The sequence below is a fragment of the Sphingomonas sp. GW821-FHT10F11 genome (genome assembly GCF_058809095.1).
On record NZ_JBXASH010000002.1, the window covers coordinates 615,222 to 641,653 of the forward strand.

At 66.3% G+C, this 26,432-nt stretch carries 24 protein-coding genes; 12 read left to right on the forward strand and 12 right to left on the reverse strand.

The genetic code is table 11. The features are described from left to right. The first annotated feature begins 5 nt into the window (after positions 1-5). Entirely contained in the window at positions 6-1,283 is a 1,278-nt protein-coding gene (locus AC1RT8_RS09235) for a glycoside hydrolase family 130 protein (protein ID WP_493075313.1), read from the forward strand. A gap of 87 nt (positions 1,284-1,370) precedes the next feature. Here AC1RT8_RS09235 and AC1RT8_RS09240 read toward each other — a convergent pair whose 3' ends face one another. The 4 genes from AC1RT8_RS09240 to AC1RT8_RS09255 form a co-directional block, all read right to left on the reverse strand. Beyond that, positions 1,371-3,329, reverse strand: coding sequence for an OPT family oligopeptide transporter (locus AC1RT8_RS09240; protein ID WP_493075314.1), 1,959 nt, complete (start codon positions 3,327-3,329; stop codon positions 1,371-1,373). Between the two features lie 179 nt (positions 3,330-3,508). Beyond that, the gene (locus AC1RT8_RS09245) at positions 3,509-3,925 is read right to left on the reverse strand and encodes a hypothetical protein (RefSeq protein WP_493075315.1); all 417 of its coding nucleotides are present in this window, start codon (positions 3,923-3,925) and stop codon (positions 3,509-3,511) included. Between the two features lie 442 nt (positions 3,926-4,367). Further along, positions 4,368-5,585 carry a M20 metallopeptidase family protein gene (locus tag AC1RT8_RS09250; RefSeq protein ID WP_493075316.1) on the reverse strand — a complete coding sequence of 406 codons (1,218 nt, stop codon included), beginning with the start codon at positions 5,583-5,585 and terminating at the stop codon, positions 4,368-4,370. A gap of 57 nt (positions 5,586-5,642) precedes the next feature. Then, the gene (locus tag AC1RT8_RS09255) at positions 5,643-6,692 is read right to left on the reverse strand and encodes a phytase (protein ID WP_493075317.1); all 1,050 of its coding nucleotides are present in this window, start codon (positions 6,690-6,692) and stop codon (positions 5,643-5,645) included. Positions 6,693-6,826: 134 nt separating this feature from the next. Between AC1RT8_RS09255 and AC1RT8_RS09260 the strand changes: the two genes are divergently transcribed. After that, positions 6,827-9,589, forward strand: a complete 2,763-nt coding sequence (locus AC1RT8_RS09260; RefSeq protein ID WP_493075318.1) for a TonB-dependent receptor — start codon at positions 6,827-6,829, stop codon at positions 9,587-9,589. A gap of 72 nt (positions 9,590-9,661) precedes the next feature. Here the strand turns inward: AC1RT8_RS09260 and AC1RT8_RS09265 are convergent, their stop codons facing one another. The 4 genes from AC1RT8_RS09265 to hflK form a co-directional block, all read right to left on the reverse strand. Then, a complete protein-coding gene (locus tag AC1RT8_RS09265) occupies positions 9,662-11,326 on the reverse strand; it encodes a helicase HerA-like domain-containing protein (protein WP_493075319.1) in 1,665 nt (554 codons plus the stop codon). 105 nt (positions 11,327-11,431) lie between these two features. After that, entirely contained in the window at positions 11,432-12,973 is a 1,542-nt protein-coding gene (locus tag AC1RT8_RS09270; RefSeq protein ID WP_493075320.1) for a Do family serine endopeptidase, read from the reverse strand. A gap of 111 nt (positions 12,974-13,084) precedes the next feature. Next, the gene (hflC, locus tag AC1RT8_RS09275; RefSeq protein ID WP_493075321.1) at positions 13,085-13,960 is read right to left on the reverse strand and encodes a protease modulator HflC; all 876 of its coding nucleotides are present in this window, start codon (positions 13,958-13,960) and stop codon (positions 13,085-13,087) included. Continuing rightward, complete coding sequence (hflK, locus tag AC1RT8_RS09280; RefSeq protein WP_493075322.1) at positions 13,957-15,108, reverse strand: protease modulator HflK; 1,152 nt, start codon at positions 15,106-15,108, stop codon at positions 13,957-13,959. The genes hflC and hflK overlap by 4 nt, the downstream gene beginning before the upstream one ends. Before the next feature lie 70 nt (positions 15,109-15,178). On the opposite strand from hflK, the gene AC1RT8_RS09285 reads away from it, so the two are divergent. From AC1RT8_RS09285 to AC1RT8_RS09305, 5 genes are all read left to right on the forward strand, one after another. Continuing rightward, positions 15,179-16,141, forward strand: coding sequence for an Mrp/NBP35 family ATP-binding protein (locus AC1RT8_RS09285; protein ID WP_493075323.1), 963 nt, complete (start codon positions 15,179-15,181; stop codon positions 16,139-16,141). Between the two features lies 1 nt (position 16,142). Continuing rightward, positions 16,143-16,574 (forward strand): CoA-binding protein, encoded by a 432-nt coding sequence (locus AC1RT8_RS09290; RefSeq protein WP_493075324.1) that lies wholly within the window; start codon positions 16,143-16,145, stop codon positions 16,572-16,574. 71 nt (positions 16,575-16,645) lie between these two features. After that, positions 16,646-17,119, forward strand: coding sequence for a hypothetical protein (locus tag AC1RT8_RS09295; RefSeq protein WP_493075325.1), 474 nt, complete (start codon positions 16,646-16,648; stop codon positions 17,117-17,119). Next, on the forward strand, positions 17,119-17,460 hold the full coding sequence (locus tag AC1RT8_RS09300; protein ID WP_493075326.1) for a hypothetical protein: 342 nt from the start codon (positions 17,119-17,121) through the stop codon (positions 17,458-17,460). The genes AC1RT8_RS09295 and AC1RT8_RS09300 overlap by 1 nt, the downstream gene beginning before the upstream one ends. Before the next feature lie 65 nt (positions 17,461-17,525). Continuing rightward, complete coding sequence (locus tag AC1RT8_RS09305) at positions 17,526-17,906, forward strand: hypothetical protein (protein ID WP_493075327.1); 381 nt, start codon at positions 17,526-17,528, stop codon at positions 17,904-17,906. A gap of 6 nt (positions 17,907-17,912) precedes the next feature. Here the strand turns inward: AC1RT8_RS09305 and AC1RT8_RS09310 are convergent, their stop codons facing one another. Further along, on the reverse strand, positions 17,913-19,202 hold the full coding sequence (locus AC1RT8_RS09310; RefSeq protein WP_493075328.1) for a homoserine dehydrogenase: 1,290 nt from the start codon (positions 19,200-19,202) through the stop codon (positions 17,913-17,915). A gap of 136 nt (positions 19,203-19,338) precedes the next feature. Next, positions 19,339-20,292, reverse strand: a complete 954-nt coding sequence (locus AC1RT8_RS09315; RefSeq protein ID WP_493075329.1) for an isopenicillin N synthase family dioxygenase — start codon at positions 20,290-20,292, stop codon at positions 19,339-19,341. Between the two features lie 214 nt (positions 20,293-20,506). Between AC1RT8_RS09315 and AC1RT8_RS09320 the strand changes: the two genes are divergently transcribed. After that, positions 20,507-21,220 carry a carbonic anhydrase gene (locus AC1RT8_RS09320; RefSeq protein ID WP_493075330.1) on the forward strand — a complete coding sequence of 238 codons (714 nt, stop codon included), beginning with the start codon at positions 20,507-20,509 and terminating at the stop codon, positions 21,218-21,220. 46 nt (positions 21,221-21,266) lie between these two features. Here the strand turns inward: AC1RT8_RS09320 and AC1RT8_RS09325 are convergent, their stop codons facing one another. Further along, positions 21,267-21,785: a hypothetical protein gene (locus AC1RT8_RS09325; protein WP_493075331.1), complete on the reverse strand. Its 519-nt coding sequence runs from the start codon at positions 21,783-21,785 to the stop codon at positions 21,267-21,269. A 119-nt stretch (positions 21,786-21,904) separates the two neighbouring features. Between AC1RT8_RS09325 and AC1RT8_RS09330 the strand changes: the two genes are divergently transcribed. From AC1RT8_RS09330 to AC1RT8_RS09340, 3 genes are all read left to right on the forward strand, one after another. Continuing rightward, a complete protein-coding gene (locus tag AC1RT8_RS09330) occupies positions 21,905-23,131 on the forward strand; it encodes a multidrug effflux MFS transporter (RefSeq protein WP_493075332.1) in 1,227 nt (408 codons plus the stop codon). A 93-nt stretch (positions 23,132-23,224) separates the two neighbouring features. Next, positions 23,225-23,557, forward strand: a complete 333-nt coding sequence (locus AC1RT8_RS09335) for a DNA primase (protein ID WP_493075580.1) — start codon at positions 23,225-23,227, stop codon at positions 23,555-23,557. A 72-nt stretch (positions 23,558-23,629) separates the two neighbouring features. Beyond that, a complete protein-coding gene (locus tag AC1RT8_RS09340; protein ID WP_493075333.1) occupies positions 23,630-24,220 on the forward strand; it encodes a YdeI/OmpD-associated family protein in 591 nt (196 codons plus the stop codon). A gap of 51 nt (positions 24,221-24,271) precedes the next feature. Here AC1RT8_RS09340 and AC1RT8_RS09345 read toward each other — a convergent pair whose 3' ends face one another. Continuing rightward, complete coding sequence (locus AC1RT8_RS09345) at positions 24,272-25,801, reverse strand: GGDEF domain-containing protein (RefSeq protein ID WP_493075334.1); 1,530 nt, start codon at positions 25,799-25,801, stop codon at positions 24,272-24,274. A gap of 146 nt (positions 25,802-25,947) precedes the next feature. Between AC1RT8_RS09345 and AC1RT8_RS09350 the strand changes: the two genes are divergently transcribed. Continuing rightward, on the forward strand, positions 25,948-26,391 hold the full coding sequence (locus AC1RT8_RS09350) for an ExbD/TolR family protein (RefSeq protein ID WP_493075335.1): 444 nt from the start codon (positions 25,948-25,950) through the stop codon (positions 26,389-26,391). Positions 26,392-26,432 lie beyond the last annotated feature (41 nt).

Sequence of the window (26,432 nt, forward strand, 5' to 3'; positions counted from 1 at the left end):
CACACGTGATCGAACTGTTTCACCACGCGTTGCGGCTGCATGCCGATCCTTCCCGTGTGGTGGTGCGCCCCTTCCATCTGGCCTGGGCCGGAAACGGCGGCAGCCGTACCGAGCGGCTGGTCAGCGAAGTGATGCAGCTCGATACCGCCGCGACGCGGGCCGAGCTGGAACTGGTGCTCAAGGATTTCGAGGCGCGCCACTGGCAGACGCGGCGCGTCTTCATGACGCGTTATGACGAGATCGAGGAGATGCTCGGCCTCGACGGCAGCGAGATCGGCGACGAGAAGCGTCAGCTGATCGGCGCCTATTTCTGCCATGAATATAGCTATGCCGCCGCGGCGCTGATGAACCCGAGCGCCGTGCCGCATTTCGACCAGACCGGTATGCCGGAAGGATCCTTGCGTATCCTGATGTCGCTGCGCGCGGTGGGCGAGGGGCATATCTCCTCGGTCGCGTTCCGCGAGGGCATCATCACCAGCAAGAACGAGCTGAAGCTGGCGCCCGAACCCCCCTTCGCAACGGCGACCGACGCGGTCGGCCAGGACGAGGAGGAATTGCCCGAAGGCGAGATCACCGTTTATCGCCACCGCGATTCCACCCTGTCGGGCACGGTGATCTTCCCGATCACCGCCGCGCAGTCGAAGGGGCTGGAGGATCTGCGCCTCGTCAAGTTCACGCATGACGACGGCTCGGCCGAATGGCTCGGTACCTATACCGCGTACAACGGATCGGCGATCCAGTCGGAGTTGCTGCGCACCCGGGACTTCCGCGCGTTCGACCTGGTGCCGATGAGCGGCCCGGCCTCGCGCAACAAGGGCATGGCGCTGTTCCCGCGCAAGATCGGCGGGCAATATATGATGATGGGGCGGCAGGATGGGGAGAACCTCTTCCTGCTCAAGTCCGACACTCTCACGCACTGGGAAGAGGGCGAGAAGCTGCTGACCCCGCATTACCCGTGGGAGCTGGTGCAGATCGGCAATTGCGGCCCGCCGATCGAGCTCGACGAGGGGTGGCTGATGCTGACCCACGGCGTCGGTGCGATGCGCAAATACTCGATCGGTGCGGTGCTGCTCGACAAGGAGGATCCATCGAAGGTGCTCGGCCGCACGCGCGAGCCGATCCTGGCGGCGGCGCATGAGGATCGCGAGGGCTATGTGCCCAATGTGGTCTATAGCTGCGGGGCGATCCGGCATGGCGACAAGCTGTTCGTGCCGTACGGCGTGGCGGACAGCTCGGTCGCGTTTGCGTTCATCGATATCAAGGTGCTGCTCGGGGCGATGTGAGCGAGCATGCAAACGTCGCGGACGCTTGCTGCTCACCCTCACCCGACCTCGCTACGCTCGGCCACCCTCTCCCGCAGGGAGAGGGATTCAGGTCTGCGACCCAGCCATTGCCTTTGTCCGGCTGTAGAGCAGCCAGATCAGGCCTGCGAACGCTACCGGCGCGGCGAACAGGGCGATCGTCTCGAAGCTCGCGCCCACCACCGCCAGCGGCGCGTCCTTGCCCGAGGCGCCGACGATGCCGGCAAAGGCCACTCCGAACAGGCTCTCGCCGACGATCAGGCCGGTTGCGGCGAGCGTGCCCATGCGCTCGGCAAAGGCGGGGTTGCTCTGGCGCCTGGCCCATTTGTCGTAGAAATGGCCGATCAACGCGCCGACCGGGATGAGCAGGGTCAGCGCCATCGGCAGGTAGATGCCCATGCCGACGCCGAGCGGGGGCAGGCGCATCTTGCCGGCGCGGCCGAGCATCTCGTCGAGGAAGATCACCACCACCCCGATGCCGGCGCCGACGCCGATCAGCCGCCAGTCGAGATCGCCGCCGAGCACGCCCTTGGCGAGCGACGAGATCAGCGCCGCCTGGGGCGCGGCGAGCGCGGTTTCCTTGGCGTTGGGCGCGCCCTGGAAGGTGAAGGCGGTGTTGAGCAGGTCGAGCACCGGCGGGATCACCAGCGAGCCGAAGATCACGCCCAGCACCAGCGCGAACTGCTGCTTCCACGGCGTCGCACCGACGAGCTGGCCGGTCTTCAGATCCTGGAGATTGTCGTTGGAGATGGTCGCGACCGAGAAGACGATCGCGGTGGTGAACAGCGCATAGGCGATCAGCGCGTTGGTGCGCGCGACATCGGTGCTGTGGCCGTAGATCGCGACCAGCAGCAGCGAGGCGCCGAGTACGGCGAGGATGCCGACGCCCGACACCGGACTGTTCGACGCGCCGATCAGGCCGGCCATATAGCCGCAGACGGCGGCGATCACGATGCCGATGACGAGGATGTAGAGGATCGTGCCGAGAATCACCGCGAAGCCGTGGTCGTGAATCGGGCCGCCGGCGGAGAAGCTCCACAACAGCCAGGCGATCGGGGGCAGGGTGCCGAGGATCGACAGGCCGACAATGCCGATCGGCAGGTCGCGCTCGGTCAGCTCGAGGATCGATCCGCCCTGGCGCGCGCGCGACGCGGCCATGGCGGAGCGGATGCCGCCGATGATCGGGCCGAGGATCTTGAGCAGAGTCCAGATCGCCGCGACGCCGATCGTGCCGGCGCCGATGAAGCGGACTTCGGACCGGAAGACGGTGCTGACCACGGTGTCGAGTTCGCCCGGTACGCCGCTGGTGAGATAAGGCATGAGGCCGCCCCAGGCGATCATCATGCCGAGGAACATCGCCGCGCCGACCGACAGGCCGACGAGATGGCCGACGCCGATCAGCGCCATGGAGAAACTGGTCGAGGCACCGGTCGCGCCGCCGCCGACGCGGAAGTTCTTCACCGCCGCAGCCGCGACGAGTTGCATTGCCGCGAGCAGGGCGAATCCGGCGGACACGACCGAGCCGAGGATGATGACGCGCAGGCCTTTGGCATTCTCCTCGTCGCCGTCTTCCGCGGCGCCGACCTTGAGCACTTCGGCCGCGGCGACGCCCTCGGGATAGGGCAGGTCCGATCCCGTCACGAGCGCGCGGCGCAGCGGCACCGAGAACATCACGCCGAGGATGCCGCCGACCGCGCAGACCGCCGCGGTGGTCCAATAGGGGAAGCCGGTCCACCAGCCGACCAGGATCAGGCCAGGCAGCACGAAGATGATCGCGGCCAGGGTGCCCGCGGCGCTCGCGATCGTCTGGACGATGTTGTTCTCAAGGATGTTGGCATCCTTGAAGAAGCGCAGGATCGCCATGGAGATGACCGCCGCCGGGATCGACGTGGCGAAGGTCAGCCCGACCTTCAACCCGAGATAGACGTTGGCGGCGGTGAACAGGACGGTGATGAGCCCGCCCAGGATGATGCCGCGGATGGTCAGCTCGGCGAGCGGACGGGCGGCTGGGGTCGTGGATGCTTGCATGGGGTCATGTGGCATAATTGGGCGGGACTGCGACAGTGGTTTCTATCGAGACGAGTTTTGCCCTTAAGCCCCTCCCCTTCAGGGGAGGGGTTGGGGGTGGGGCATTCCCGCAAATGCAGTGTTCAATGGCTGCTCGGAGTCCCCCACCCCAACCCCTCCCCTGAAGGGGAGGGGCTATATTAGGCCCGCCCGTACCGCCTCTCGTAGAGCCAGCCGCCGAGCCACACCGCCGGGAACGCCGTCACCGCCAGCGCGATCGGGTACCATCTCGGGCCGAGATTGAGGTTCCAGCTCAGCAGCACGCCGGCGATGCCGCCGAGCGTGCCGATCACCGCCAGGATGATCACGTGCCGCATCCTTGCGCGCGGCGCGAGCCAGGCGGTGACGAAGCCGCCGGCAACGGTGAAGAGGCAGCGATAGGCGAGGGCGAGGAGGTTGTGCCACGGGTTCCACATCGCCCCGCGCGGAATGATCCCGGTGGAATGCATGAGTTCGTCGGTGCCGTTATGAGTCATCACGATGAGGACGAAGCCGACAAGCACGGCGGCGACGCTGCGGAGATAGAGCCACAACATGCTGGCTGGTCGATCGGTCATTCGGCACTCCCCCGGTAGTGGGCCGATGATGCCATAGCTTCCGGAAGCTGGACAGGCCGTCCGCCCGCTCATTCCAGCCGTTGACCGGCCCGCGCAAGCTGCTCTGCGTTTATTGCAGCCTGCGGCGAATCGGGCGGGCGGTCTGAGGGCGATTCTCCAACAGGCTCACCTGTTTTCACCTGTTATTTCAGGCTGAATTTTTTCTCACCTGTTATGTTGGATTTTGTCAGCAGATTTCCGGTTGTTTTTCAAGATGATGCCGCCGCTCACCTGTTATCGGGATAACAGGTGCGGAACAGGTGAATAACAGGTGCCGATTCCGCGGAACAGGCAATGAGAATGAGCGGGTCCGGTTCGCTTTGGGGCGAGCGTGGAGCGGGTCGGATGGTAGCGTCTCACGGTCGCATTTGAATCGACACGCTGTTTTTTGGCAGTCGCGGACTCAATCGAACCCGTTGTCGAGAAACCGCTCGGCGACGGCGCAGTGCATCGCCACACCGCGCGCCATCACCTCTTCCTCGATGGTCATGCGGGTATTGTGGAGCGGCGGGTTGGTCGGGGCGTCACTGCCCTTGGGCGCCACGCCGAGAAAGGCCATGGAGCCGGGGATCTCGCGCAGGACATAGGAGAAGTCCTCGCCGCCCATGATCGGCGCCTGCATCGTGCGCCACGCGTCCGGCCCGCCCAGCTCCTCGGCGACGCTGCGCATCAGGCCGAGCGCGCGGGGGTCGTTCATGGTGACGGGATAGCCGTCGTCGATCACCACCTCGGCGGTGCAGCCATGGGCGAGCGCGATATGCTCGGCGATGCGGGTCAGGCCTTCGCGCGCCTTGGTGCGGGTGGCGTTGGACAAAGTGCGCAACGTGCCCTTCATCTTCACCTCGTCGGGCACGATATTATAGGCCGAGCCGGCATTGATCTGGGTGATCGACAGCACCGCCGGATCGGTGACCGGGATGTGGCGCGCGACAAAGGCGCTGAGCGCGGTGACGATCTCGCAGGCGACCGGGATCGGATCGATCCCCTCATGCGGCATGGCGGCATGGCCGCCCTTGCCGCGCACGGTGATGTTGAGCGCGTCGGTCGAGGCGAGCAACGCCCCCGGGCGGCTCCAGAACACGCCGGCGGGCGCGTTGGGCATGATGTGAAGCGCGAAAGCTGCCTCGGGCCGGGGCTCGTCGAGCAGCCCGTCCTCGATCATGTAGCGCGCGCCGTGATAGCCCTCCTCGCCGGGCTGGAACATGAAGACGACCGAGCCCGACAGCCGGTCGCGCCTGGCGCAGAGCGCGCGGGCGGCACCGACCAGCATGGCGCTGTGCGCGTCATGACCGCAGGCATGCATCGCGCCGGGCACCTGCGAGGCGAAGGGCAGGCCGGTTTCCTCCTGCATCGGTAACGCATCCATGTCGCCGCGCAGCAGCACGGTTCGGCCATTGTCGCGGCCGCCGCGCAGGATGGCGACGAAGCCGGTGGTCGAGGTCCCCTCGCGATAGTCGAGGGGGAGCCCCACCAGCGCTGCCCTGATCTTCTCCGTCGTGCGCGGGCAGTGAAGCCCGATCTCGGGATCGGCATGGATCGCGCGTCGGAGTTCGACCACATCGGCAAGCTCGGCCTCGGCCGCAGCGCCCCAATCCTGGCGAAGATCGAGAGTGGCGTCCATCGTACGAGTCCTTTGTCGCATTGCCGAAGGGCGAGCCTACGCCTCTGCCAGCGCCGCTTACAAGCCCAGCGCGGCCTTGATCCGCCCCCAACGCACCAGCTTGAAGTTCTGCGCCCTGGGCGCATTCTTCCCGTCCTGCGCGATCATCACGCCATCCGGGAAGGCAGGGCCGAAATCGCCGGTCGCGATCTCGATGCCGTCGGTCTCCTCGGTCGCGCCGAAGGTGCCGGGCGCGACGCGGAAACGGCCGACATAGCTATCGTCGGCGAGGCGATAGACAGCATAGGCATTGTCGCCCTGGCTCGAAACGACGAGATAGCCGCCGCTGGCATCCTTCGCGATGGCGACGCCTTCCGCATCGGCGACGATCTGCCGGCCGTCCGCCGCGGCGATCTTCACCGGTTCGACCGGGCCGCCGGCGCGCGCATCGAAGCGCCACAGGCCGACATCCTCCTCGGCGACATAGAGCCGGCCGGCATCGGCATCGACCGCACAGCCTTCTGATTGGCTGCCGAGCTTCATGGTGCGGACGATTTTGGCCTGGGGTGCCTTGCCCGATAGGTCGAGTGCGAGCTGGCGAATCGTGCCGTCCTTCACGACCATGAAGGCGTAGAGCGCATTGGGCGTATTGTAGAGACAGATGCCATAGGCTTCACCGGTACCGGCCGGGACCTTGCCGAGGGCGGTCAGCTTGCCCGCCGCTCCGTCGAGCGCGAACAGCGCGACCTGGGCATTGGCGCGATCGCTGCGGTCGCTCGCCGCGACGAGGATCCGGCCGCCATGTTCGGCCAGGTCGACATTATTGACCGCGCCGGCGTTGTTGAAGTCGCGGACCTTGCCGTCGAGGCCATAGACATAGAGCCCGGCTTTCTTGTCGGTGCCGACAATCAGGCTCGCGGCGGGGTTTGCCGGATTGCGCCAGATTGCCGGGTCATCGGCCGCATCGGCATTGGCGGTGGCGACCGCCTCGGTCTCTGCGGAGGCCTGGACGGTGACCACGGGAAGGGCCGTGGAAGCAGGTTGAGAGGCAGTCTGCGCCTGTGCTGCGTCACAAAACAGCAACGCCAATGTCACTGAAATGTAACGGATATCGCACTTACAGTTCATGTTCGACTCCTACCGGCAGTGATCGAGGCGCCCGTTCGCACGCGCCACATAACCGGTCAATTCATCGCAAAAGGGGGTCTATCATGGTTCGCAAGGGGACATTTCTGGGGGGCTGCGCGCTTGCCGCGCTCTTGATGCCGATCAATGTCGCGGTGGCGCAGGAAGCGCCGGGCGAGGCGCAGGCGCGGGAATCGGCCGAGAATGCGAGCGACATCATCGTCACCGGCTCCCGCCCGATTGCGGAATCGGAAGCATCCGCGCTCGCGGTGCAGAAGAATTCCGTTTCGCTGGTCACGGTTGCAGCGGCCGACAGCGTCGGCCGCCTGCCCGATCAGAACATCGCCCAGGCGACCGGGCGTCTGCCCGGCGTGGCGGTCGAGCGCGACCAGGGCCAGGCGCGCTACATCTCGCTGCGCGGCGCGCCCAATTACTGGACCACCCTGTCGTTCGACGGGATCAACATCGTCAGCCCCGAGGGTCGCGATGCGCGCTTCGATTCGATCCCGTCGGCGATCGCGTCGCAGATCGTCGTCTCGAAGGCGGTGACCCCGGAAATGCCCGGCGAGACGGTGGCGGGCAACGTCAACGTCATCACCCGCTCGGCCTTCGACTATACGGGCGCGCATTTCGCCGGCAAGGCCGGTTTCGGCATCGCCGAGCTCGGCAACCGCAAGCAATATGAAGGCTCCGCCGTCGTCTCCGATCGCTTCAACCTGGGCGGCGGCGAGGTCGGCGTGCTGCTGTCGGGCAGCTATTACCAGCGCGCGATGGTCACCGACAATTTCGAGACCGATTACGAGCGCGTCTCGCAGGATACGCGGCCCGGCAACGCGACGCGCTTCTGGGCGCATGAGGCGGAGAACAAGCTGTATCGCCTGACCCGCCGCAACTGGTCGGTCTCGGGCCGAGTCGATTACAAGCCCGATTCCGACAACACGATCTCGCTGCGGTCGATCTACACGATCTTTACCGACGATGAGGCGCGCGACAATTACCGCTTCGATCTCGATGATCGCCAGGGCGATCTCGTCGCCAACAGCGCCGCGTGCCCTACTACGGTGAACACGACCCCGACCACCAGCGGCTATGCCGATATCTGCATCGGCAACACCCCGCAAAAGGGCACGGTCTACGGCATCGACATCCGCCAACGTTCGACCTTGCGCGCCTTCCGCCAGTCGATCTTCACCAACACCCTCGCCGGCGATCATGATTTCGGCGACAGCTGGCATCTGGCCTGGGTGGGCAACTACACCCAGTCGAAGGACGATCGCTCAGTCGTCGGCGAAATCGCCTGGGACAGCCCGAGCACACGCACGCTGCGTCCTACGGTGAGCTATGATTTCAGCGACCCTAATTTCTCGCGCCTGGCGCTCTTCACCACCACCCAGCTGAGCGGTCCGACCCGCTATCAGGCCGGCACGGCGGTGACCGCAGTCGACAGCTTCACCAAGCCGCCATCGTCCTTCACCGTGCTCGATGCGGTCGATACGACCGATGCCTATACCGGCAAGCTCGTCCTCTCGCGCGACCTCGCGCTGTTCGGCGGTGAGGCCGTGCTCAAGGCCGGGTTCCAGTTCGATCAGCGCACCAAGGTGGCCGATGAGCAGCAGATTCTGCTCGGGTCCGATTCCGCCACGCGCGCTGCGGAGTTCGCCAAGGTCGGCCTGCCGAACGATTTCAACCAGTTCGCGCTGAGCGACCCGTTCGCCGGCAAGATTCCGTTGGGTTATAGCTTCCACTATTTCGACACCGACAAGATGCGCGCTGTTTCCGAGGCAGCACGCGCCAATTTCGCCTTCACGCCCAACACGGGCAATAATTACCGCGTGCGCGAGCAGGTCTATGCCGGTTTCGTGATGGGCACGGTCAAGTACGACTGGGGCTCGGTCCTCGGCGGCGTCCGGGTCGAGCATCTCAAAAACAGCGGCGAGGCGATCAAGCTGGTTGGCACGACCCCAAGCGGATTGGTGACCGCAGAGTCGAGCCAGACGCTGTTCTTCCCCAGCCTGCACCTCAATTTCAACGTCGATGACACCAAGAAATTGCGCCTCTCGTTCAACTCGGGCGCCGCGCGGGCCGACTATGATCAGCTACGTCCGAACATCGTCATCAGCGACGCCAACCAGACGATTTCGAGTGGCAACCCCGACGTGAAGCCGGAACGCGCCTATGGCGTTGACGCCTATTTCGAATGGTATGTGCGCCCACAGGGCTATCTGATGGCCGGCCTGTTCTACAAGAAGGTCAAGGACGTTCTGTATCGCCAGACCCGGAAGTTCGGATCTGCCGAGTTGGACAGCGGCGTGAATATTCGTTCGGGCTACGACTTTTCCAGGATCACCAATGGCGGCGACGGGCGCGTGTTCGGTGCGGAAGTGGCGGCCCAGCTGCAGATCGAGCCCTGGACCAGCGATCTCGGCCTGCCCGGCTGGATGGGCGGCTTCGGTATCTCCGCCAACCTCACGGTCAATGACAGCGAAGTGACCAAGCCCGCGATCGGCGCCATCCCGGCGCGCAAGGTGCGGCTGCCCGGCACGTCCGACCTGATCTACAATGTCGGCGCCTATTACGAGAAGTACGGCATGTCGCTGCGCGTGCAGTATCAGCGCCGCAGCACCTGGCTGGACGGCATCGCTGACGACCTGACCGACGCCGGCGACACCTATTGGGCGGCGGACGACGAAATGGACATCTCCGCGCGCTACGCGATCACGAAGAATTTCGAGATCTATGCCGATGTCTCGAACGTGCTCAACAAGCCGGGCCGCCGTTATTCGGAGCCGGGCAACCTGCTTACCGCGACCGGCACGCCCAGCCCGACCAGCACGGTCCAGACGATCGAATGGGAGCGGTTCGGCCGCCGCTATTCGGGCGGGGTCCGGGTCAACTTCTGAAGCCAGTCCACCGCAAAGTGGCGTGCGCGGCCCGTCGTCCTTCGGGACGGCGGGCCGCGCCATATCCGGCGCTTACCGCCCTTTGAACAACCCGCCGAGGATCCCGCGCACCAGCCCGCCGACGATGCCCGAGCCGGCGCCGCGTGACGAGCCGAACACCGCTTTCGACACCTCGTTCGCTACCGACCGGCCGACCGCGGAGGAGGCGGAGCGGGTGGCCGAGGTAATGGCGCGGTTCCACGGGGAATTGGCGGCGGCGCGCTCCGCTTCCTTCTGCTGCTGAGCGGCGAGCTTCGCCTGGCGATCCGCCTCGCGCTGATCGGCGATACGCTGGCGTTCGGCCTCCTTCGCGGCGCGGGCGTCTTCCTTGGCCTGGAGTGCGGCGGTCTTGTCGGCTTCCGTCTTTGCGGCGGCCTCGGCGGCGGCTGCGCTGGCCTCCTGCGATTTCGCGGAAAGGATTTCTTCCGCCGATTCGCGGTCGATCAGCGTGTCGTATTTCGCGCCGATCGGGTCGGTCTGGATCATCACGCCGCGCTCGACCGGGGTGACCGGGCCGACGCGCGAGGCCGGCGGCTTGATAAGGGTGCGCTCGACCGGGGCGGGCGCGCCATCGGGCAGGAGCAGCGAGACCAGCGCCTCGCCGACCTTCAGCTCGGTAATCGCCTTTTCGACATCGACACCGGGATTGGCCCGGAAAGTAGTGGCGGCCGACTTCACCGCGGCCTGATCGCGCGGGGTGAAGGCGCGCAGCGCGTGCTGGACTCGGTTGCCGAGCTGGCCGGCGACCGTGTCGGGGATGTCGATCGGGTTCTGGGTGATGAAATAGACGCCGACGCCCTTCGACCGGATCAGGCGCACGACCTGCTCGATCTTCTCGAGCAGCGCCTTGGGCGCGTCGGCGAAGAGCAGATGCGCTTCGTCGAAGAAGAAGGCGAGGACCGGCTTGTCGGGATCGCCGACCTCCGGAAGGTGCTCGAACAGCTCGCTCATCAGCCAGAGCAGGAAGGTCGCATAGAGCTTCGGGCTGGCCATCAGCTTGTCGGCGGCGAGGATGTTGACGATGCCGCGGCCCTTGTCGTCCACGCCGATGAAGTCGCTCATCGTCAGCGCGGGCTCGCCGAAGAATTTCTCGCCGCCCTGACTGCGCAGCTGGAGCAGCGAGCGCTGGATCGTGCCGATGCTCTGCTTCGAGACGTTGCCGAGCGTGGTGGTCAACTCGTCGGCGCGTTCGCCGCAATTGACCAGCATCGCCTGGAGATCGTCCAGGTCGAGGAGCAGCATGGCTTCCTTGTCGGCGACGTGGAAGGCGATGGTCAGCACGCCTTCCTGTACCTCGTTCAGGTCCATCAGCCGCGAGAGGAGCAAGGGCCCCATTTCCGAGACGGTGGTGCGGATAGGGTGGCCCTGCTCGCCGTACAGATCCCAGAATTGCACGGGATTGTCGGCATAATGCCAATCCTCATAGCCGATCTCCTTCGCGCGGGCGGCGAAGATCTCGTGCATCTTGGACGTGGGGGAGCCGGCCATGGCGAGGCCGGACAGGTCGCCCTTCACATCGGCGACGAAGCAGGGAACGCCGGCGGCCGACAGGCCATCGATAATGCCCTGGATGGTGACGGTCTTGCCGGTGCCCGTCGCGCCCGCGATCAGGCCGTGGCGGTTGGCGCGCTTGAGTTCGAGCTGCTGGCGCTGCCCGTTCGCGTTGCTGCCGATGAAGATGCTGGTGCCGTCCGCCATAGGTCCTCCGGAGTTGGGAGGGCGGTATCGCGCGATTCAGGGCGGGACGAAAGGTGGGGAGGGTAAATTCCTCCCCATGCAGCGCATGGGGAGGAATCGAAGGGCTTACTTGATCTTCACCGCGCGGAAGACGGCGGGGTTCTTGCCGCGCTGGACCAGCAGCGCGATCGTGGTGCGGCCGGCGGCCTTCGCCTGGGTGACCACGCCGGCGAGATCGGCGACGCTGCGCGTGGGGACGCGGTTGGCCGAAAGGATCACGTCGCCGCGCTGCAGGCCCTTGGTCGCCGCATCGCTCGACTGATCGACGTCGACGACCACCACGCCCTGCACGGCAGGGTCGATGTTGAGGCCGCGCGCGATGTTCGGGGTCAGCGGCTGGACCGACAGGCCGAGCGCGTTCGCGCTCGCCTGCTGGCCGCTTTGCGGACCGCTTTCGGGCAGGCCGTCATCATCGTCGCCGCCGCCGTTCAAATTGGCGAGCGCTTCCTCGGACGGACGGGTGCCGACCAGCGCAGTGATGGTCTGGCGCTTGCCGTCGCCGCGGATGATCTCGAGCGGCACGCGCGTGCCCGGGGGCGTGTTGGCGACGAGATAGCTGAGCGTCTGATCGGGCGTCACGTCCTTGCCGCCGACCCGGACGACGACGTCGCCCTGCTTCAGCCCGGCCTTGTCCGCGCCTTCGCCCGGTTCGATGCGGGAGATGATCTCACCCTGGTTGGCCGACAGGCCGAAGGCGGCGGCCATGTCGTCGGTGAGCGGCTGGATGCCGACGCCGAGATAGCCGCGCTTGACCGCGGTGCCCTTCATCAGCGTGTCGATGATCGGCTTGGCCTCTTCCGCCGGAATGGCGAAGCCGATGCCGACATTGCCGCCGGTCGGCGACAGGATCTGCGAGTTGATGCCGATCACGTTGCCGCCGAGATCGAACATCGGGCCGCCGCTATTGCCCTGGTTGATCGACGCGTCGGTCTGGATGAAGCGGTCATAGGCGCCGCCCTGGCCGGTGACCCGGTGCAGCGCCGAGACGATGCCGGCGGTGACCGTCGAGCCGAGGCCGAACGGGTTGCCGATCGCGACGACCCAGTCGCCCACGCGGGCGCGGGCCGAATCGCCGAACTTCACGAAGGGCAGGCCCTTCGCCTCGATCTTGAGCAGGGCGAGATCCGAGGCGGGGTCGCGGCCGATCAGCTTCGCGACATATTCCTTGCGGTCGGTCAGGGTGACCTTGATCGATTCGACCGTGGCGCCCTTGGCACCGGCCGCGATCACATGGTTGTTGGTCACGACATAGCCGTCGGGCGAGATGATGAAGCCCGAGCCGAGCGACTGCGCCTCGCGGGTGATCGGCTGGCCGTTATTGCCCTGGCCCTGGCCGAACTGGCCGAACAGGTCGCCGAGCGGCGTGCCAGAAAAGGGGTTGGTCGGCTGCTGCAGGGTCACGCGCTGCGTGGTCGAGATGTTGACCACGGCGGGCTGGAGCGTGGCGACCATGTCGGCAAAGCTCATCGGGGCGCCGGCCTTGGGGGCGGCGGCGGCGATGGTGCCGGGCTCGTTCTGCGCGACCTGACCTGCTGGCGGCTCCAAAGTCATGGCAGCGGCAGCGCCGCTCAGGAGCAGGGCACCGGTGATGGCGTAAGCGTAGCGCACTTGGGTCGTTTCCTCTCGTCTGCCGTATCGCGACAACCGTCCGTGTTGCGGATGGTTGCTGAACGGCGATTGAATATGAACCGCCTGAAAGCTTTCCCGAACGATTCAGGCTCAGCGACTGCCCTTGAATTCCTTGAGATAGGCATTGTCGGTCGACAGGACCATGGACGTCGTCCCCTTGGTCGTCGGATCGCCGTCAGCCCCGAAGGTGTGCCGATAGGACTGCATTGCCCGGTAGAAATCGTAGAAGCCCGGGTCCTTGCTGAAGCTTTCGGCATAGATGCGCGCGGCATTGGCGTCGGCTTCGGCGCGGATGATCTGCGCCGCCTTCTGGCCCTGGGCGATGGTCGAGGCGCGCTCCTGCTGACGCGCGGTGCGCATTCTTGCGAGCGCGCTATCCAATGGGCTGCCGTCGGGCAGGTCGGCATGCTTGATGCGGACGTCGACGACCTGCACGCCATACTGGCCGGCGAGGCGTTGCAGGCCGGCCTGGATATTGTCCATCACCTGGCCGCGCTCGGGGCTGAGCAGCGCCGCGAACGGGCGCTTGCCGAGTTCGTTGCGCAGCGCCGAGCCGAAGAGCGGCTGAAGCGCGTCGATCACACGCTGTTCGGTGTTGGACGAGCTGCCGGTCGAAACCACCGCCTTGAGCGGATCGACGATGCGGAAGCGGGCATAGGCGTCCACCTGGAGCCTGAGCTGGTCGGTCGAGATCACCGGCGTGTCGTCAAGATCGACGTCGAGCACGCGCTTGTCGACCCAGACGAGCCGGTCGATGAAGGGCCAGCGCGCGATCAGGCCGGCGCCGGTGCTGCCGAACTTCTCGTTCGGGCGCCAGCGGTTGATCGCGTCGCCGACCGGCTGCTCGAAGCGCAGGATAACCGCCTGCTTGGTTTCGGGCACGATCGCGAAGGTGCTCGCGGCGAGGATCACCAGCAGCATCAGCGAGATGCCGATCGCGATCGGATTGCGGAAAAGATTGCTCATTGGCCGCCTCCCTGCACCGGCGCGGGGGTTGTCGCGGTCGCCGCTGGAACATCCGGCAGGCGGCGCCCGCCATTGGGCAGCGGCAGATAGGGAACCACGCCTGAGGCTTCGACGATCGTCTTGTCGGTCTTGGCCAGAACCTGCTCCATCGTCTCGTAATACATGCGCCGGCGGGTCACCTCGGGCGCGAGCTTGTACTGTTCGTACACCTTGTCGAACGCGGCGGCCTCGCCCTGGGCATGGGCCAGCACCTGCTGGGCATAGCCGCGCGCCTGGTTGGTCATGCCCTGCGCTTCCTGCTGCGCGGCCGAGACCGATTTGAAATCGTCCATCACCTGAGACGGCGGCGCGGCCTGCTTGATCGCGACACCCTGGATGCGGATGCCGGCATTATAGCTGTCGAGGATCTGCTGCATCGTGTCCTGCACGCGCAGCTCGATCGCGTTGCGGCCCTGGCCGATCGCGTCGTCAAGCGCGGTCGTCGCGATCACCGCGCGCATCGCACTTTCGGCGGTGGCGCGCACCGTCTCGACCGGCTTGGCGATCTGGAAGGCATAGTCCTGCGGATTGCTGATGTCCCAGCGCACCGAATAGTTGAGATCGACGATGTTCTGGTCGGCGGTGAGCATCAGGTTCTCGCCGCCGCCGCCATCGGCCGGGAAGGTCTCGGTGTTGATCTTGCGCACATCGACCTTGGTGACGCTGGCGAAGGGCGCGGGCGGGGTCAGGCGGATGCCCGGCTCGATCGTGCCGGCATAGCGGCCGAGATAGGTGACGACGCCGCGCTGCTGCGGGCCGATCGCGTGGAAGCTGGTGAAGACCAGCCAGGCGAGCACGATCAGGCCGACGCCGATCGCCCACAAGCTCCGGGCGTTGGGCGTGCCGGGGATGCGCGGACGACCGCCGCCCGATCCGTTGCCGCCGCCACCGCCGCGGGCGCGGCGCAGGAACTCGTCGAGCGCGCTGGGCCCGGCGCCGCGCGGGCGGCCCTGCGGGGGCACCGACCAGGGATTACGCGGGCCGCCGTCATTGCCGTCGCCGGAGCCGCCGCCCGACCCGCCCTTGTCCGGACCGCTGCCCCAGGGGCCTTTCGGATTGTCGGACTGAAGGATGGTGAAGCGCTGTAGCCAGCGGGGAAGGGTCGTCATGACTCCTTTATAGGACCGTAGCGGCGGAAAAACAGTGGCAAGCGCCGTTAACGCCCCTATCTGCGCAACGATGACCGATATCGCCGCCCTGAACGCCGCTCTCGACCCCATCGCCGGAAAGCGCGCGACCGCGCGGATCGAGGGCGACAAGGCGAGCATCTTCCTCGATGTGACCGGGCTTGACGAGGCGGCGCGCGATGCGATGGAGGGCGACGTGCGCGCCGCGGCGGAGCGCATTCCGGGCATCGCGACCGTCCGGATCGCGCTGACCAGCCAGCGCACGCGGCGCCTGCTGATCGCGGTGGCGAGCGGCAAGGGCGGGGTGGGCAAATCGACCGTGTCGGCCAACCTCGCCATCGGCCTGCAGGCGCTGGGGCGGCGCGTCGGGCTGGTCGATGCCGATATCTATGGGCCGTCGCAGCCGACGCTGATGGGCGTGCGAGGGTCGCGACCGACCGCGAAGGACAAGCTGCTCGAGCCGGTGGCGACGCCGTACGGCGTTCCTTTGCTCTCGATGGGACAGCTCGTCGCGCCCGACCAGGCGATCGCGTGGCGCGGGCCGATGGCGGCGAATGCGCTCGGCCAGCTGATCGATGCCGACTGGGCGGCGCAGGACACGCTGGTGATCGATCTGCCGCCCGGCACCGGCGACGTGCAGCTTTCGATGATCCAGAAGCACAAGCCGGCGGGCGCGGTGATCGTCTCCACCCCGCAGGACCTGGCGCTGATCGATGCGCGCCGCGCGATCGACCTGTTCCAGAAGGCGGGCGTGCCGGTGATCGGCATCATCGAGAATATGGCGGGCTATATCTGCCCGCATTGCGGCGAGGTGTCCGATCCGTTCGGCCGGGGCGGCGCCGAGGCCGCGGCGGAAGAGTTGGGGATCGAGTTCCTCGGCCGGATCCCGCTCGACATGGCGATCCGTTCGGCGTCCGACGCGGGCGTGCCGCCGGCGAGCGGGAACGGTGTCGAATCCCTTGCGTTCTCCGGCATCGCACAGCGCGTGTTTCACTGGATCGAACAGGGACGATAAGATGCCACTCACCAGCGATACGGAGATCAAGGCGCTGCTCGACGAGGTGCGCACCATCGCCCTGGTCGGTGCCTCGGATCGGCCCGACCGGCCGTCTTACCGGGTGATGCAGTCGCTTCAGGCGCATGGCTACCGCGTGATCCCGGTCAATCCGCAGATCACCGGTGAGCATATCCATGGCGAGTTCGTGTTCCGTGAGCTGGCGCAGCTCGGCGACAAGATCGACATGGTCGATATCTTCCGCAATTCAGCCGCGGCTGGCGAAGCGGTCGACCAGGCGATCGCGGTGGGCGCAAAGTCGGTGTGGATGCAGCTCGGCGTGATCAACGAGGCCGCCGCTGCGCGCGCCGAGGCGGCCGGGCTGAAAGTGGTGATGAACCGCTGTCCGGCGATCGAGATTCCCCGGCTGGGGGTGGCGCCGATCAGCGCCTGAACGGCGGCGCCCGCGCTTGCGTGAGGGCCGGCCGCACTGCATGATGGCCGGGACTTCGGGAGTCGCGGATCATGCTGGCATTGCTCACGATTCTGGCGCTCCAGGCGGCGCCGGCGGCCAAGGCCGAGCCCGAACGATGGTCGATCCTCGTGCCCGTGCCGGACGAACCATGCCGGCCCTCCCGCAAGAGCGACAGCGCGGCCGGTAGCGACGCAGCCCGGACCGATAGCGATGGCGATGTGGTGGTGTGCGGCGATGCGTTGCCAAGCCAGCGGCTGCCGCTTCCCGGGGAGCCGGTGCCGAATGTGCCGGTGCCGTCGAATCGCTATCTGACGGGCAGCGGCGCGCTTGCCGCCGACGCGACTCCCTGCGCCGCACGGCAGGGCGGCTGCCAGGTCGGGTTCGGGCCGCCGCTCATTCCGATGATCACGGGCGCGGCCGGGTTGATCAAGGATGCGCTCAGGAAGCACCCGGACAAATCGGGCCGGATTCCCATTCCGCTCGACGATCCCCCGCGGCCGGCAACCGCCGAGCCGGCGAAATGATGATCGCAGCACTGCTGGCGCTGCTCCAGTCGGCCTCCGACGATGCGATCGTGCGGTACCGCGAGAAGACCGCAGCCGGCCCGCGCTGCGCGGCTGCGACGGAGCCGGACGAGGTGACCGTATGCGGGCGGCGCGATGCCGATCGCTACCGCGTGCCCTTGGTCGAGCGCGATCCGGCCGACCCGAAGAACGAAGGCGTGCCGATGGAGCGCGAACGCATGCTCGCGCGCACCTCCAATTGCGCGGAGAAGTCGATCTTCCTGATCGGCTGCGGGAAAGTGGGCGTGTCGGTCGGCACCGGCGGCGTCCATCTTGCCGGGGAGCGCCCGCTGGCCCCTTGAGCGGTTGCGCAACCTATTGGTAGCTGGGCGGTTGTCGTTGCGATACCGAAAAGGGGATTTTCGCGATGCTTGTGCTCACCATGTTGTTGATGGCGGCTCCGCCGGTGGCGGATCGGGTTCGGGTGAAGCATCCCGCCCCCGTGGTGCGCAAGGCGAGGGTCGCGCGCAAGGCGCGGCGGGTGCGCAAGCCGATCTCGATGTCGGTGATCAAGCCGCGCACGCTTGGCTGCGCCGGCGACCCGATCTGCGTCACGGGGAATCCCCAGTCACGCTATCGCCTGCCTTTGCCGCAGACGCCCGAACCGACCACCAAGGACATGGCGCTGGCCGAGGACGGCACAAGGTGCGCGCTGGTCGGCCAGACGATCTGTCCGCGCCGGACTCGCACGATCATCCATATGGGCGACGCAGCACCGGGCGTGCCGGCGTCGGCAGTGATCCGATAGCGGCTATCAGCCGAGGATGTGCATCCACATCGGCTGACCGGCCAGGCTCTGCGATCCGCGCAGCTTCTCCAGCGCCTGGGCGACCGCGCGCTCGGGCCCTTCGTGCGTGACGATCGCGACGAGGACGGTGCCGTCGGGCATCGCGCCGCGCTGCATCAGGCTTTCGATCGAGACGCCGGCATCGCGCATCGCCGCGGCGATCTCGGCCAGCACGCCGACCTTGTCGGCCACGGTGAAGCGCACATAGGCGCGGCCGCGGCGTTCGCCGGTATCGGCGGGCTTGTGTACCGCCAGCGCCTTGGCGGGCATGGCATAAGCCGGACCGAATTCGCCACGCGCGATGTCGATCAGGTCGGCAACCACCGCGGACGCGGTCGGGCCGTCACCCGCGCCGGCGCCCTGGAACAGCAGCAGGCCGACGAAATTGCCCTCCGCCACCACGGCATTGGTCGCGCCGGTGACGTGCGACAGCGGGTGACTGGTCGGCACGAGATGGGGATGGACGCGCTGGAACAGCCCGCCCGGGCCATCCTCGGCGACGCCGATCAGGCGCACGCGGTAGCCGAGCGCCGCCGCCTCGGCGATATCCGCGCCGAGCAGATGGCGGATGCCGCTGGTCGCGACATCGGCGAAGGCCGGGCGCGTGCCGAAGGCGAGGCTGGCGAGGATCGACAGCTTGTGCGCGGCGTCGACGCCGTCGATGTCGAAGCTGGGATCGGCCTCAGCGAAGCCGAGCGCCTGGGCTTCGGCGAGCACTTCGGCGAAGTCGCGGCCCTCCGCCTCCATCTTGGACAGGATGAAATTGCAGGTGCCGTTGAGGATGCCGTAGACCCGAGCGATCTCGTTCGCTGCGGCGCCTTCGCGCAGGCCCTTGATCACGGGGATGCCGCCCGCGACCGCTGCTTCGAACTTCAGTGCGACCTTGGCGGCCTCGGCGGCCTCGGCAAGCTCGAGGCCGTGATGGGCAAGCATCGCCTTATTGGCGGTGACGAAGCTCTTGCCGCCGGCAAGGGTCGCGCGAGCAAGGGCGAGGGCAGGGCCGTCCGATCCGCCGACCAACTCGACCACGACGTCGGCGCCTTCGTAATGCGCGAGCGCGCTGGTATCGTCGACCCAATCGAACCGGCCGATATCGACGCCGCGATCCTTGGCGCGGTCGCGCGCCGAGACGGCGACGATTTCGATCGGCCGGCCGGCGCGGCGCGCGATCAGCGCCCCGTTCGCGTCGATCAGCCGGATCACGCCGCCGCCAACGGTTCCGAGCCCGGCAAGTGCGACGCGCAGCGGTTTGGTCATTCGTCTTCCACCTTCGTCACCCCGGACTTGTTCCGGGGTCTACCGATCGACAAGCGCGAGCATCCACGTTTCGCGCCGCCGTCGCGGCTGCGCTAGCGGAGGAGTGGACCCCGGAACAAGTCCGGGGTGACGAAATCTATTTCTTCACCAGTCCGATCTCGACCAGCCGCTCGTGGAGATAGTCGTGCGCCGTTATCGGGGTCGGATAGCGGTTCGGATTCTCCGCGGTGATGCAGCCTGGCAGGGTCTCGATCAGGAAATCGGGCGCGGGATGGAGAAAGAAGGGCATCGAATAGCGCGAATGGCCGCGCCGCTCGGGCGGCGGGTTGACGACGCGGTGAGTGGTCGAGGGCAGGACATGGTTGGTCAGGCGTTGGAGCATGTCGCCGACATTGACCACCATCGCGCCTTCGGGCGGGCGGATCGCCAGCCAGCGGCCGTCACGGTCGAGCAGTTCGAGCCCGGCCTCTTCGGCGCCGAGTAGTAGGGTGATGAGGTTGATGTCCTCATGCGCGCCGGCGCGAACGCCCTCGGCATCGAGCGGGATCGGTGGATAATGGAGCAGCCGCAGGATCGAATTTCCGTCCTCGACCGCATGGTCGAACCAGTTGGGGGCGAGCCGCAAATGGCGCGCGATGGCCGAGAGCAGCCGGTCGCCGGCGCGGTCGAACGCCGTGAACAGCTCGAGGAAGGTCGATTCGAAGCTCTCCGGCCGCGTCGGCCAGATATTGGCGGGCATGTCCCCGGCGAAGCGGTGATCGGCGGCTAGCTGGCGGCCGACATGCCAGAATTCCTTCAGGTCGACATGCTTGGCGTCCTTGGCGATCTCGGTCTTGAATGGGGTGTAGCCGCGCTGGCCGCCGCCGGCCGGGGTGTAATAGCCGCGCTTCTCCTCTTCGGGCAGCGCGAAGAGTTCGGCGGTCTCTTTCCAGGCGCGGTCGATCAGATCCTGCGGGATGCCGTGATCGGCGATGACCGCGAAGCCGAAGCGTTCGAACGAACCGCCGAGCGCGGCGGCAAAGGCATCGGGATCGGCCGCTTCGTCATTGAGCGACAGCGCGGGAACCTGGGCGGAAGGAGTATCGAGCATGACTGGTGTCCGTGATGGGGAATGGGCCATGATAGCGCCATCCCCGGGACACGAACAGTGCGCGGTGCAGGAGATGCCGCCTGCGCACCCTCGAATGGCGTGGCGCAGCTACCACCGATCTGGGGCTGAAAGCGGATTACGCGCCTGCCTTGGATCGCGGAGTCTGCTAGGACACGATCCTCGTGCATGGACAGTCAGTCGAAAGGACGGCGCCATGATCAAGCATTCCGTTTCACGTCGTTCCCTGCTCGCCGGCGCAGCGTTGGCAACCGTCGCGCTCGAGGTGCCGTCCTTCGCGATGGCGGCTGACCCCAAGCGGAAAACGACCCTGACGGCCGCGCAGGCCATGGCGAAGCTCAAGGTCGGCAATGCGGATTTTGTCGCCGACAAGCCAACTGAATCGGATCTTTCGACCGAGCGTCGTCTCGCGCTCGCCGAAGGCCAGGAGCCGTTTGCGACCATCGTGTGCTGTTCGGATTCCCGTGTCGGACCTGAGCTGCTGTTCGGCGCGGGACTCGGGGAATTGTTCGTGGTGCGGTCGGCGGGCAACACGCTCGATATCGCCGGCATCGGGTCCGTCGAATATTCCGTCGGTCAGCTCGGCGTGCCGCTGATCGTGGTGCTGGGGCATGAGAAATGCGGGGCGGTCGATGCCGCAGTCGATCTCGTCCTGCGCGATACGCTGTTCCCCGGAGCCATCGGGGACATGATCCAGCCGATCATCCCCGCGGTGCTGACCGCACAACGGGTGAAATCGGACGAAAGCCTGGTCGAACGCTCCATCGAGGAGAATGTCAGGCGGGTGGTCGAGCGGTTGCGGCGTTACGCCGAGCCGGTATTGCTTGAGCCGCAACGCGCCGGAAAACTTCTGATCGCGGGCGCAGTCTATTCGCTCAAGACGGGCGCGGTGCGTTGGCTCGAAAGCTGAGCATCTTTGAACCTTGCACCCGCGCCGAAAGTCGCCACCGGGCAGCCTAATTGAGCGTGATGACGCCCTTGGACTTGTCGCTGCCGTCAGCGGTCAATTCAAGCTTGAACGGCTTCTTCTCGTCGGTCGTGCCAGTCAGGCCGTTGCCGTTCGGCACGACGTTGAAGCCCGCGCCGTTGAGCTTCTGCTGGAACCAGTCGCGCACTGTCGTCGGGGTGGCCGGGCTCTGGAAGGAGACGCGGACGCTGTCCTTGTCGTCGCTCTTGCCTGCCTCGTCATGCGACTCGACATTCATCCCGGAAATGGTCGAGCCCGGATAGAGGTGCACGCCGTTCATTTCGAAATCGCCCGCGTCGAGATGGATCTTGGGCAGGTTGAGCTTACCCGAGAAGCCGGGGACATTGATCGCGACCGCACCGGTATTGCCGTCCATGCTGGCCACGAGGTTGCCATCGGCATCGGTGCTGTTGATCGAGATGGAGGTGCCCGTCTTCGAATCGTCGCAGGCGGAAAGCATGACGGCGAGGGTGATCGCTGCCAGGGGCGCGGCCAGGGAACGAAGCATGAGGCAGTCTCCGAGAGTGAATTAGTCAACTAATACACTAGGCATGCATATGGCCGTCGTCAAGTATTTCCGGCGAAACTGGGGTGACCTTCGCCGTCTCATCTGCGACAGGCCCCCGCATGACCGCCGCCTCGTCTCTCGACTCCCGCAACAGGGCACCGTTCGGCTTTCGCGAATTCGTCGTGATGGTCGCCTCGTTGATGGCGCTGGGCGCGATCGGGGTCGATACCATGCTGCCCGCGTTGCCGGCGATCGGCGAGCGGCTGGGCGTCACGACCGAGAATGAGCGGCAATATGTCATCGCGATCTATCTGATCGGGCTCGGCGCGGGGCAGTTGATCCACGGGCCGCTGGCCGACCGGTTCGGGCGGCGGCCGGTGATGATGTGGGCGCTGTTCCTCTACGGTATCGGCAATGTTGTGGCGGCGGTGTCGGGCAGCTTCGAGCTGCTGCTGATCGCACGCCTGCTCGGCGGGGCCGCGGTGGCGGCGACTCGGGTGGTGACGGTCGCGATCGTGCGCGACTGTTATTCGGGGCGGCCGATGGCGCGGGTGATGAGTCTCGCGATCATCGTCTTCATGATCGCGCCGGTGCTGGCGCCGACCCTGGGGCAATTCATCCTGCTGTTCGGATCGTGGCGGCTGACCTTCAGCGTGATCGCGGTGCTGACCGCGATCGTGCTGGTCTGGTTCGCGCTGCGCATGCCCGAGACCCTGGCCGGCGAGCGTGTGCCTTTTTCGATCGCGCGTCTGGTCGAGGGTTATCGCACGACCCTCACCGACCGCTGGTCGCTCGGCTATACGCTGGCGGGTACCGCGCTTCAGGGCGCATTGTTCGGCTACGTCACCTCGGTGCAGCAGATCGTGACGACGGTATTCGACGCCGGGAAGCATCTGAACCTCGTCTTCGCCGGCACCGCTGGCATGATGGCGGCCGCCAATTTGCTCAATTCGCGCCTGGTGATGCGGCTCGGCTCGCGTTTCCTGTCGCACAGCGCCGTGGTGCTGCTGATCCTCATCTCGACAGCGAATGTCGCGATCTGGTTCCTCGGCGGCGAGAGCCTGATCCTGTTCGTCGTCCTGCAGGCGCTGACCATGGGCTGTTTCGGCCTGGCCGGCGCGAATTTCAATGCGATGGCGATGCAGGACATGGGTGAGATCGCCGGCACGGCCTCCAGCGTGCAAGGCTTTATCAGCGTGACGCTGGGCGCGGTGATCGGCATGTCGATCGGCCAGTCCTTCGCGGGCACGACCCTGCCGCTGCATGCCGGCACGCTGTGCTGCGGACTGATCACCCTGGTCATCGTCGCGGTGACCGAACGCGGCAGGCTGTTTCGGCCGCATTGAGCGCGCTTCGTCGCAAGACGGTGGAACCGCTTTGATGTACTCTCGTTCGCTTGATGACTCCGCGATATTGCGGCTGGGAGACGGACGATGAGCATGGGCGGCTATCAGGTGCCTGGCGAAGGCACCGGCGACGACGGTTTCGACGAGGAAGGCTATGACGAGAGCCAGCGTGCGGAAATCCTGGAGGTCACCCGCGACGGCCCGAGCGACGGCACGATCCTGACCGACCTCAATCCGGATATCGGCGACGACGACGATGACGACGACGATCCCGAAATGGAGAGCGACGAGATCGGCGACGAGGACGAGGATGCCGACGAGGATGAGGACGATCTGGTCGAGGACGGGCTTCAGCAGGATTTCGACGAGGACGATGTCGACGAAGAGGATCTCGGCGACGCGGACGAGGCGACGCTGAGGCCGTGAAGCCGCGCGGCGGGGCCGGATTGACTGGCCCTCCCGGCGCTGAATAGGATCGCCGGCGCAAGGAGTTCCGCCATGCCGACCGATCCCCGTACCGACGCCTATATCGAGCAGCAGGCCGACTTCGCGAAGCCGATCCTGCGGCACATCCGCGCGCGCGTGCATGCCGCCTGCCCCGAGGTGGTCGAGACGGTGAAATGGAGCAGGCCCTTTTTCGATTATCGAGGCCATCCGCTGGCGATCATGTCGGGATTCAAGGCGCATGCGAGCTTCGGCTTCTGGCGCCGTGACGCGCTGAAGACGGGTCAGGAAGGCGAGGCCATGGGGCAGTTCGGGCGGCTGACCTCGGTCGCAGACCTGCCCGGCGATGCCGAACTCGACGCGCTGATCCGCGAGGCGGCTGCGCTGATCGACGCGGGCGACGGGGCGATCAAGCGCAGGGCCGGGCCCAAGCCTGAATTGGAGGTTCCGCCGGAACTCGCCGAAGCCATGGCGGGCGACGCGGCGGCGACCGCCACCTTCGCGGCTTTCCCGCCAAGTTGCCGCCGCGAATATTGCGAATGGATCGGGGAAGCCAAACGCCCCGAAACCAAGGCGAAGCGCGTCGCGGAAGCGATCGTCATGCTGCGCGAGGGCAAGCGCCGGCACTGGAAATACGGTATGTGAGAGGCTGAGCGGGAACCCCTTGCGATACGCTCGCGCGTTGAGGTTGGCCGTCTATCGCACCTGCTGGCCCGGGATCGGCAGGATCTGTTGAGCGACCCGGTTCCGGCCTGTCTGCTTCGCTTCGTACAGCGCCGCATCGGCGATCGCGAGCAACGCCTGAGGATTGCCGGCGGTGACCGCCGCGGCATGGCCGACTCCGATGCTGATCGTGACAAATCCGCAATCGGCCGGCGAGGCGAGCCGCAACCGTTCGATCGCCATCCGCATCGCGTCGGCGATCGAGGCTGCGTGCGTTGGGTCCGTCGCTGGCAGGATCGCCGCGAATTCTTCGCCGCCATAGCGTGCGACCAGATCAGTACCGCGCGTGGCACACTCCGAGAGAGCCGTGGCCACCGCGCGCAGCCGTTCGTCGCCGACGGGGTGGCCGAACCGGTCGTTGAGCAGCTTGAAATGATCGATGTCGATCATCAGCAGCGCCAGCCCTTCGCCGCCCCTGCGCGCACGCCCCCATTCGCGGAGCAGCACGTCGTCGAACTGGCGGCGGTTGGGCAGGCCGGTCAGGGCGTCGATCCTCGACAGGGCGTCAAGCCGGTCCTGCTCCGCAAAGCTGCGCGTCTGGACGAGCACGCTGCGCAGGCCCACCCCAAGGGTCGCGGTGATGAATCCGGCAATGGCGAGGCCGGGGCGATCGCGCAGGAGGATCGCGGAGACGACCAGCAGCGTGGCGGCCAGCATGAGCGGGCTGGCCGCGCGGACCAGATGGGCGACCCGCTGTCGAATACGGGCCGGGGCTGCGCGGTTGGGCCGGTAGCCAAGCGCGAGACCGGCCATGACGAGGAACGGCAGGTCGATCACGAGATCGACAATGGTGCCATAGTCCGTGTCCATCTGGACATGGTTGATATAGGCGGCGGCCAGCAGATAGGTGACTGCAAACGCCGTCAACACGCCGAAAAAGGATCGCCTGGCCGCGTCAGTGGCCGTCACGAACCGGGCGAGCGAGAACAGGGCGATGAACAGGTTCTCGATGTCGAACATGAGCCGCAGGCTGAGCACGCCTTCGGCACTGGCACCGGTGGGGCTCGCAAAGGCGAAGGTGTGTTCGAAGAACAGATAGCCAAGCACCAGCGCGAGCGCCGCGTCCATCAACCGGACATACCAGAACTCGTGTTCGGGGCTCGCGGCGGCGAAGATCAGCGGGACGCCGTAGAGCACGAACAACAACATGCTGAGCCCGTCGACGCTGTCGCTCACGCCGGCGAACAGGGTGGCCGCCATGGCCGCCGTCATTCCGGCCGACCACAGGAGCATCGCGAGCGCAATCGCCGCCCATCCGTCCGAATCCGCCTTGCGCGACATGCGTGAGCAACAGGCGGCAGCCGCCAGCATCGGCGCCAGGATCAGGAAGGTGAAGGACAGGGGGACCGACCGGGAGGGGAACAGACTCAATGCCAGGGCATGCGCGGCAAGATAGAGCAGCGGCAGCGCTGGAAGGAGGCGGGTCGCCGCGGATTCGCCCGGGGTTCGGCGCGCATCATGCGTTTCGACGCCATAGGAAGCGGTCTGTACGCCTTGCCTCATCGATCCGTCCTCAAGGCGGACAGACTATCGCAAGGATGTTACCAAACATTCATCGCAGGTCGCCGATCGATCGGGGGTGCAGGCTGGCGCTTGTCGTCTTTGCCTTTTATGATATGGTGTAACGTCACCATATGAGGGAGGACATGATGAGCGCACGAGCCCTGGCGTACCGGCAATCACGCATCCACGACCCCGAGCCGCTTTCGGCGTTGAACATCACGCCGCTGATCGACGTCCTGCTGGTCCTGATCGTGACGCTGATCATGACCATCCCGTTGATGACGCACAAGGTGCCGATCGACCTGCCGGCGGGCGGTATTCCCACCGCCCAGGCGAATGTGGTCCACCGGATCGATCTGAACGCGGCCGGGCAGATCTCCCTCGACGGCACGCCGGTCGACCTGGCCGGGCTGCGGTCGCGGCTCGACGCGATCCGGGCCGATCCCGATGTCCAGCTTCAATTCAGTACCGATGGCGCCACGCGCTACGAGCGGTTCGACCAGACGCTCGCGGTGATCAAGCGCGCCGGCATCACCAGGCTTGGCTTTGTCGGCAACGAGCGGTTCCGGAACTTCGACGCCGCTGAATAACGTCCGGCGAACTGGGTTGCAGGGGAACGTTGCCGCGTGGC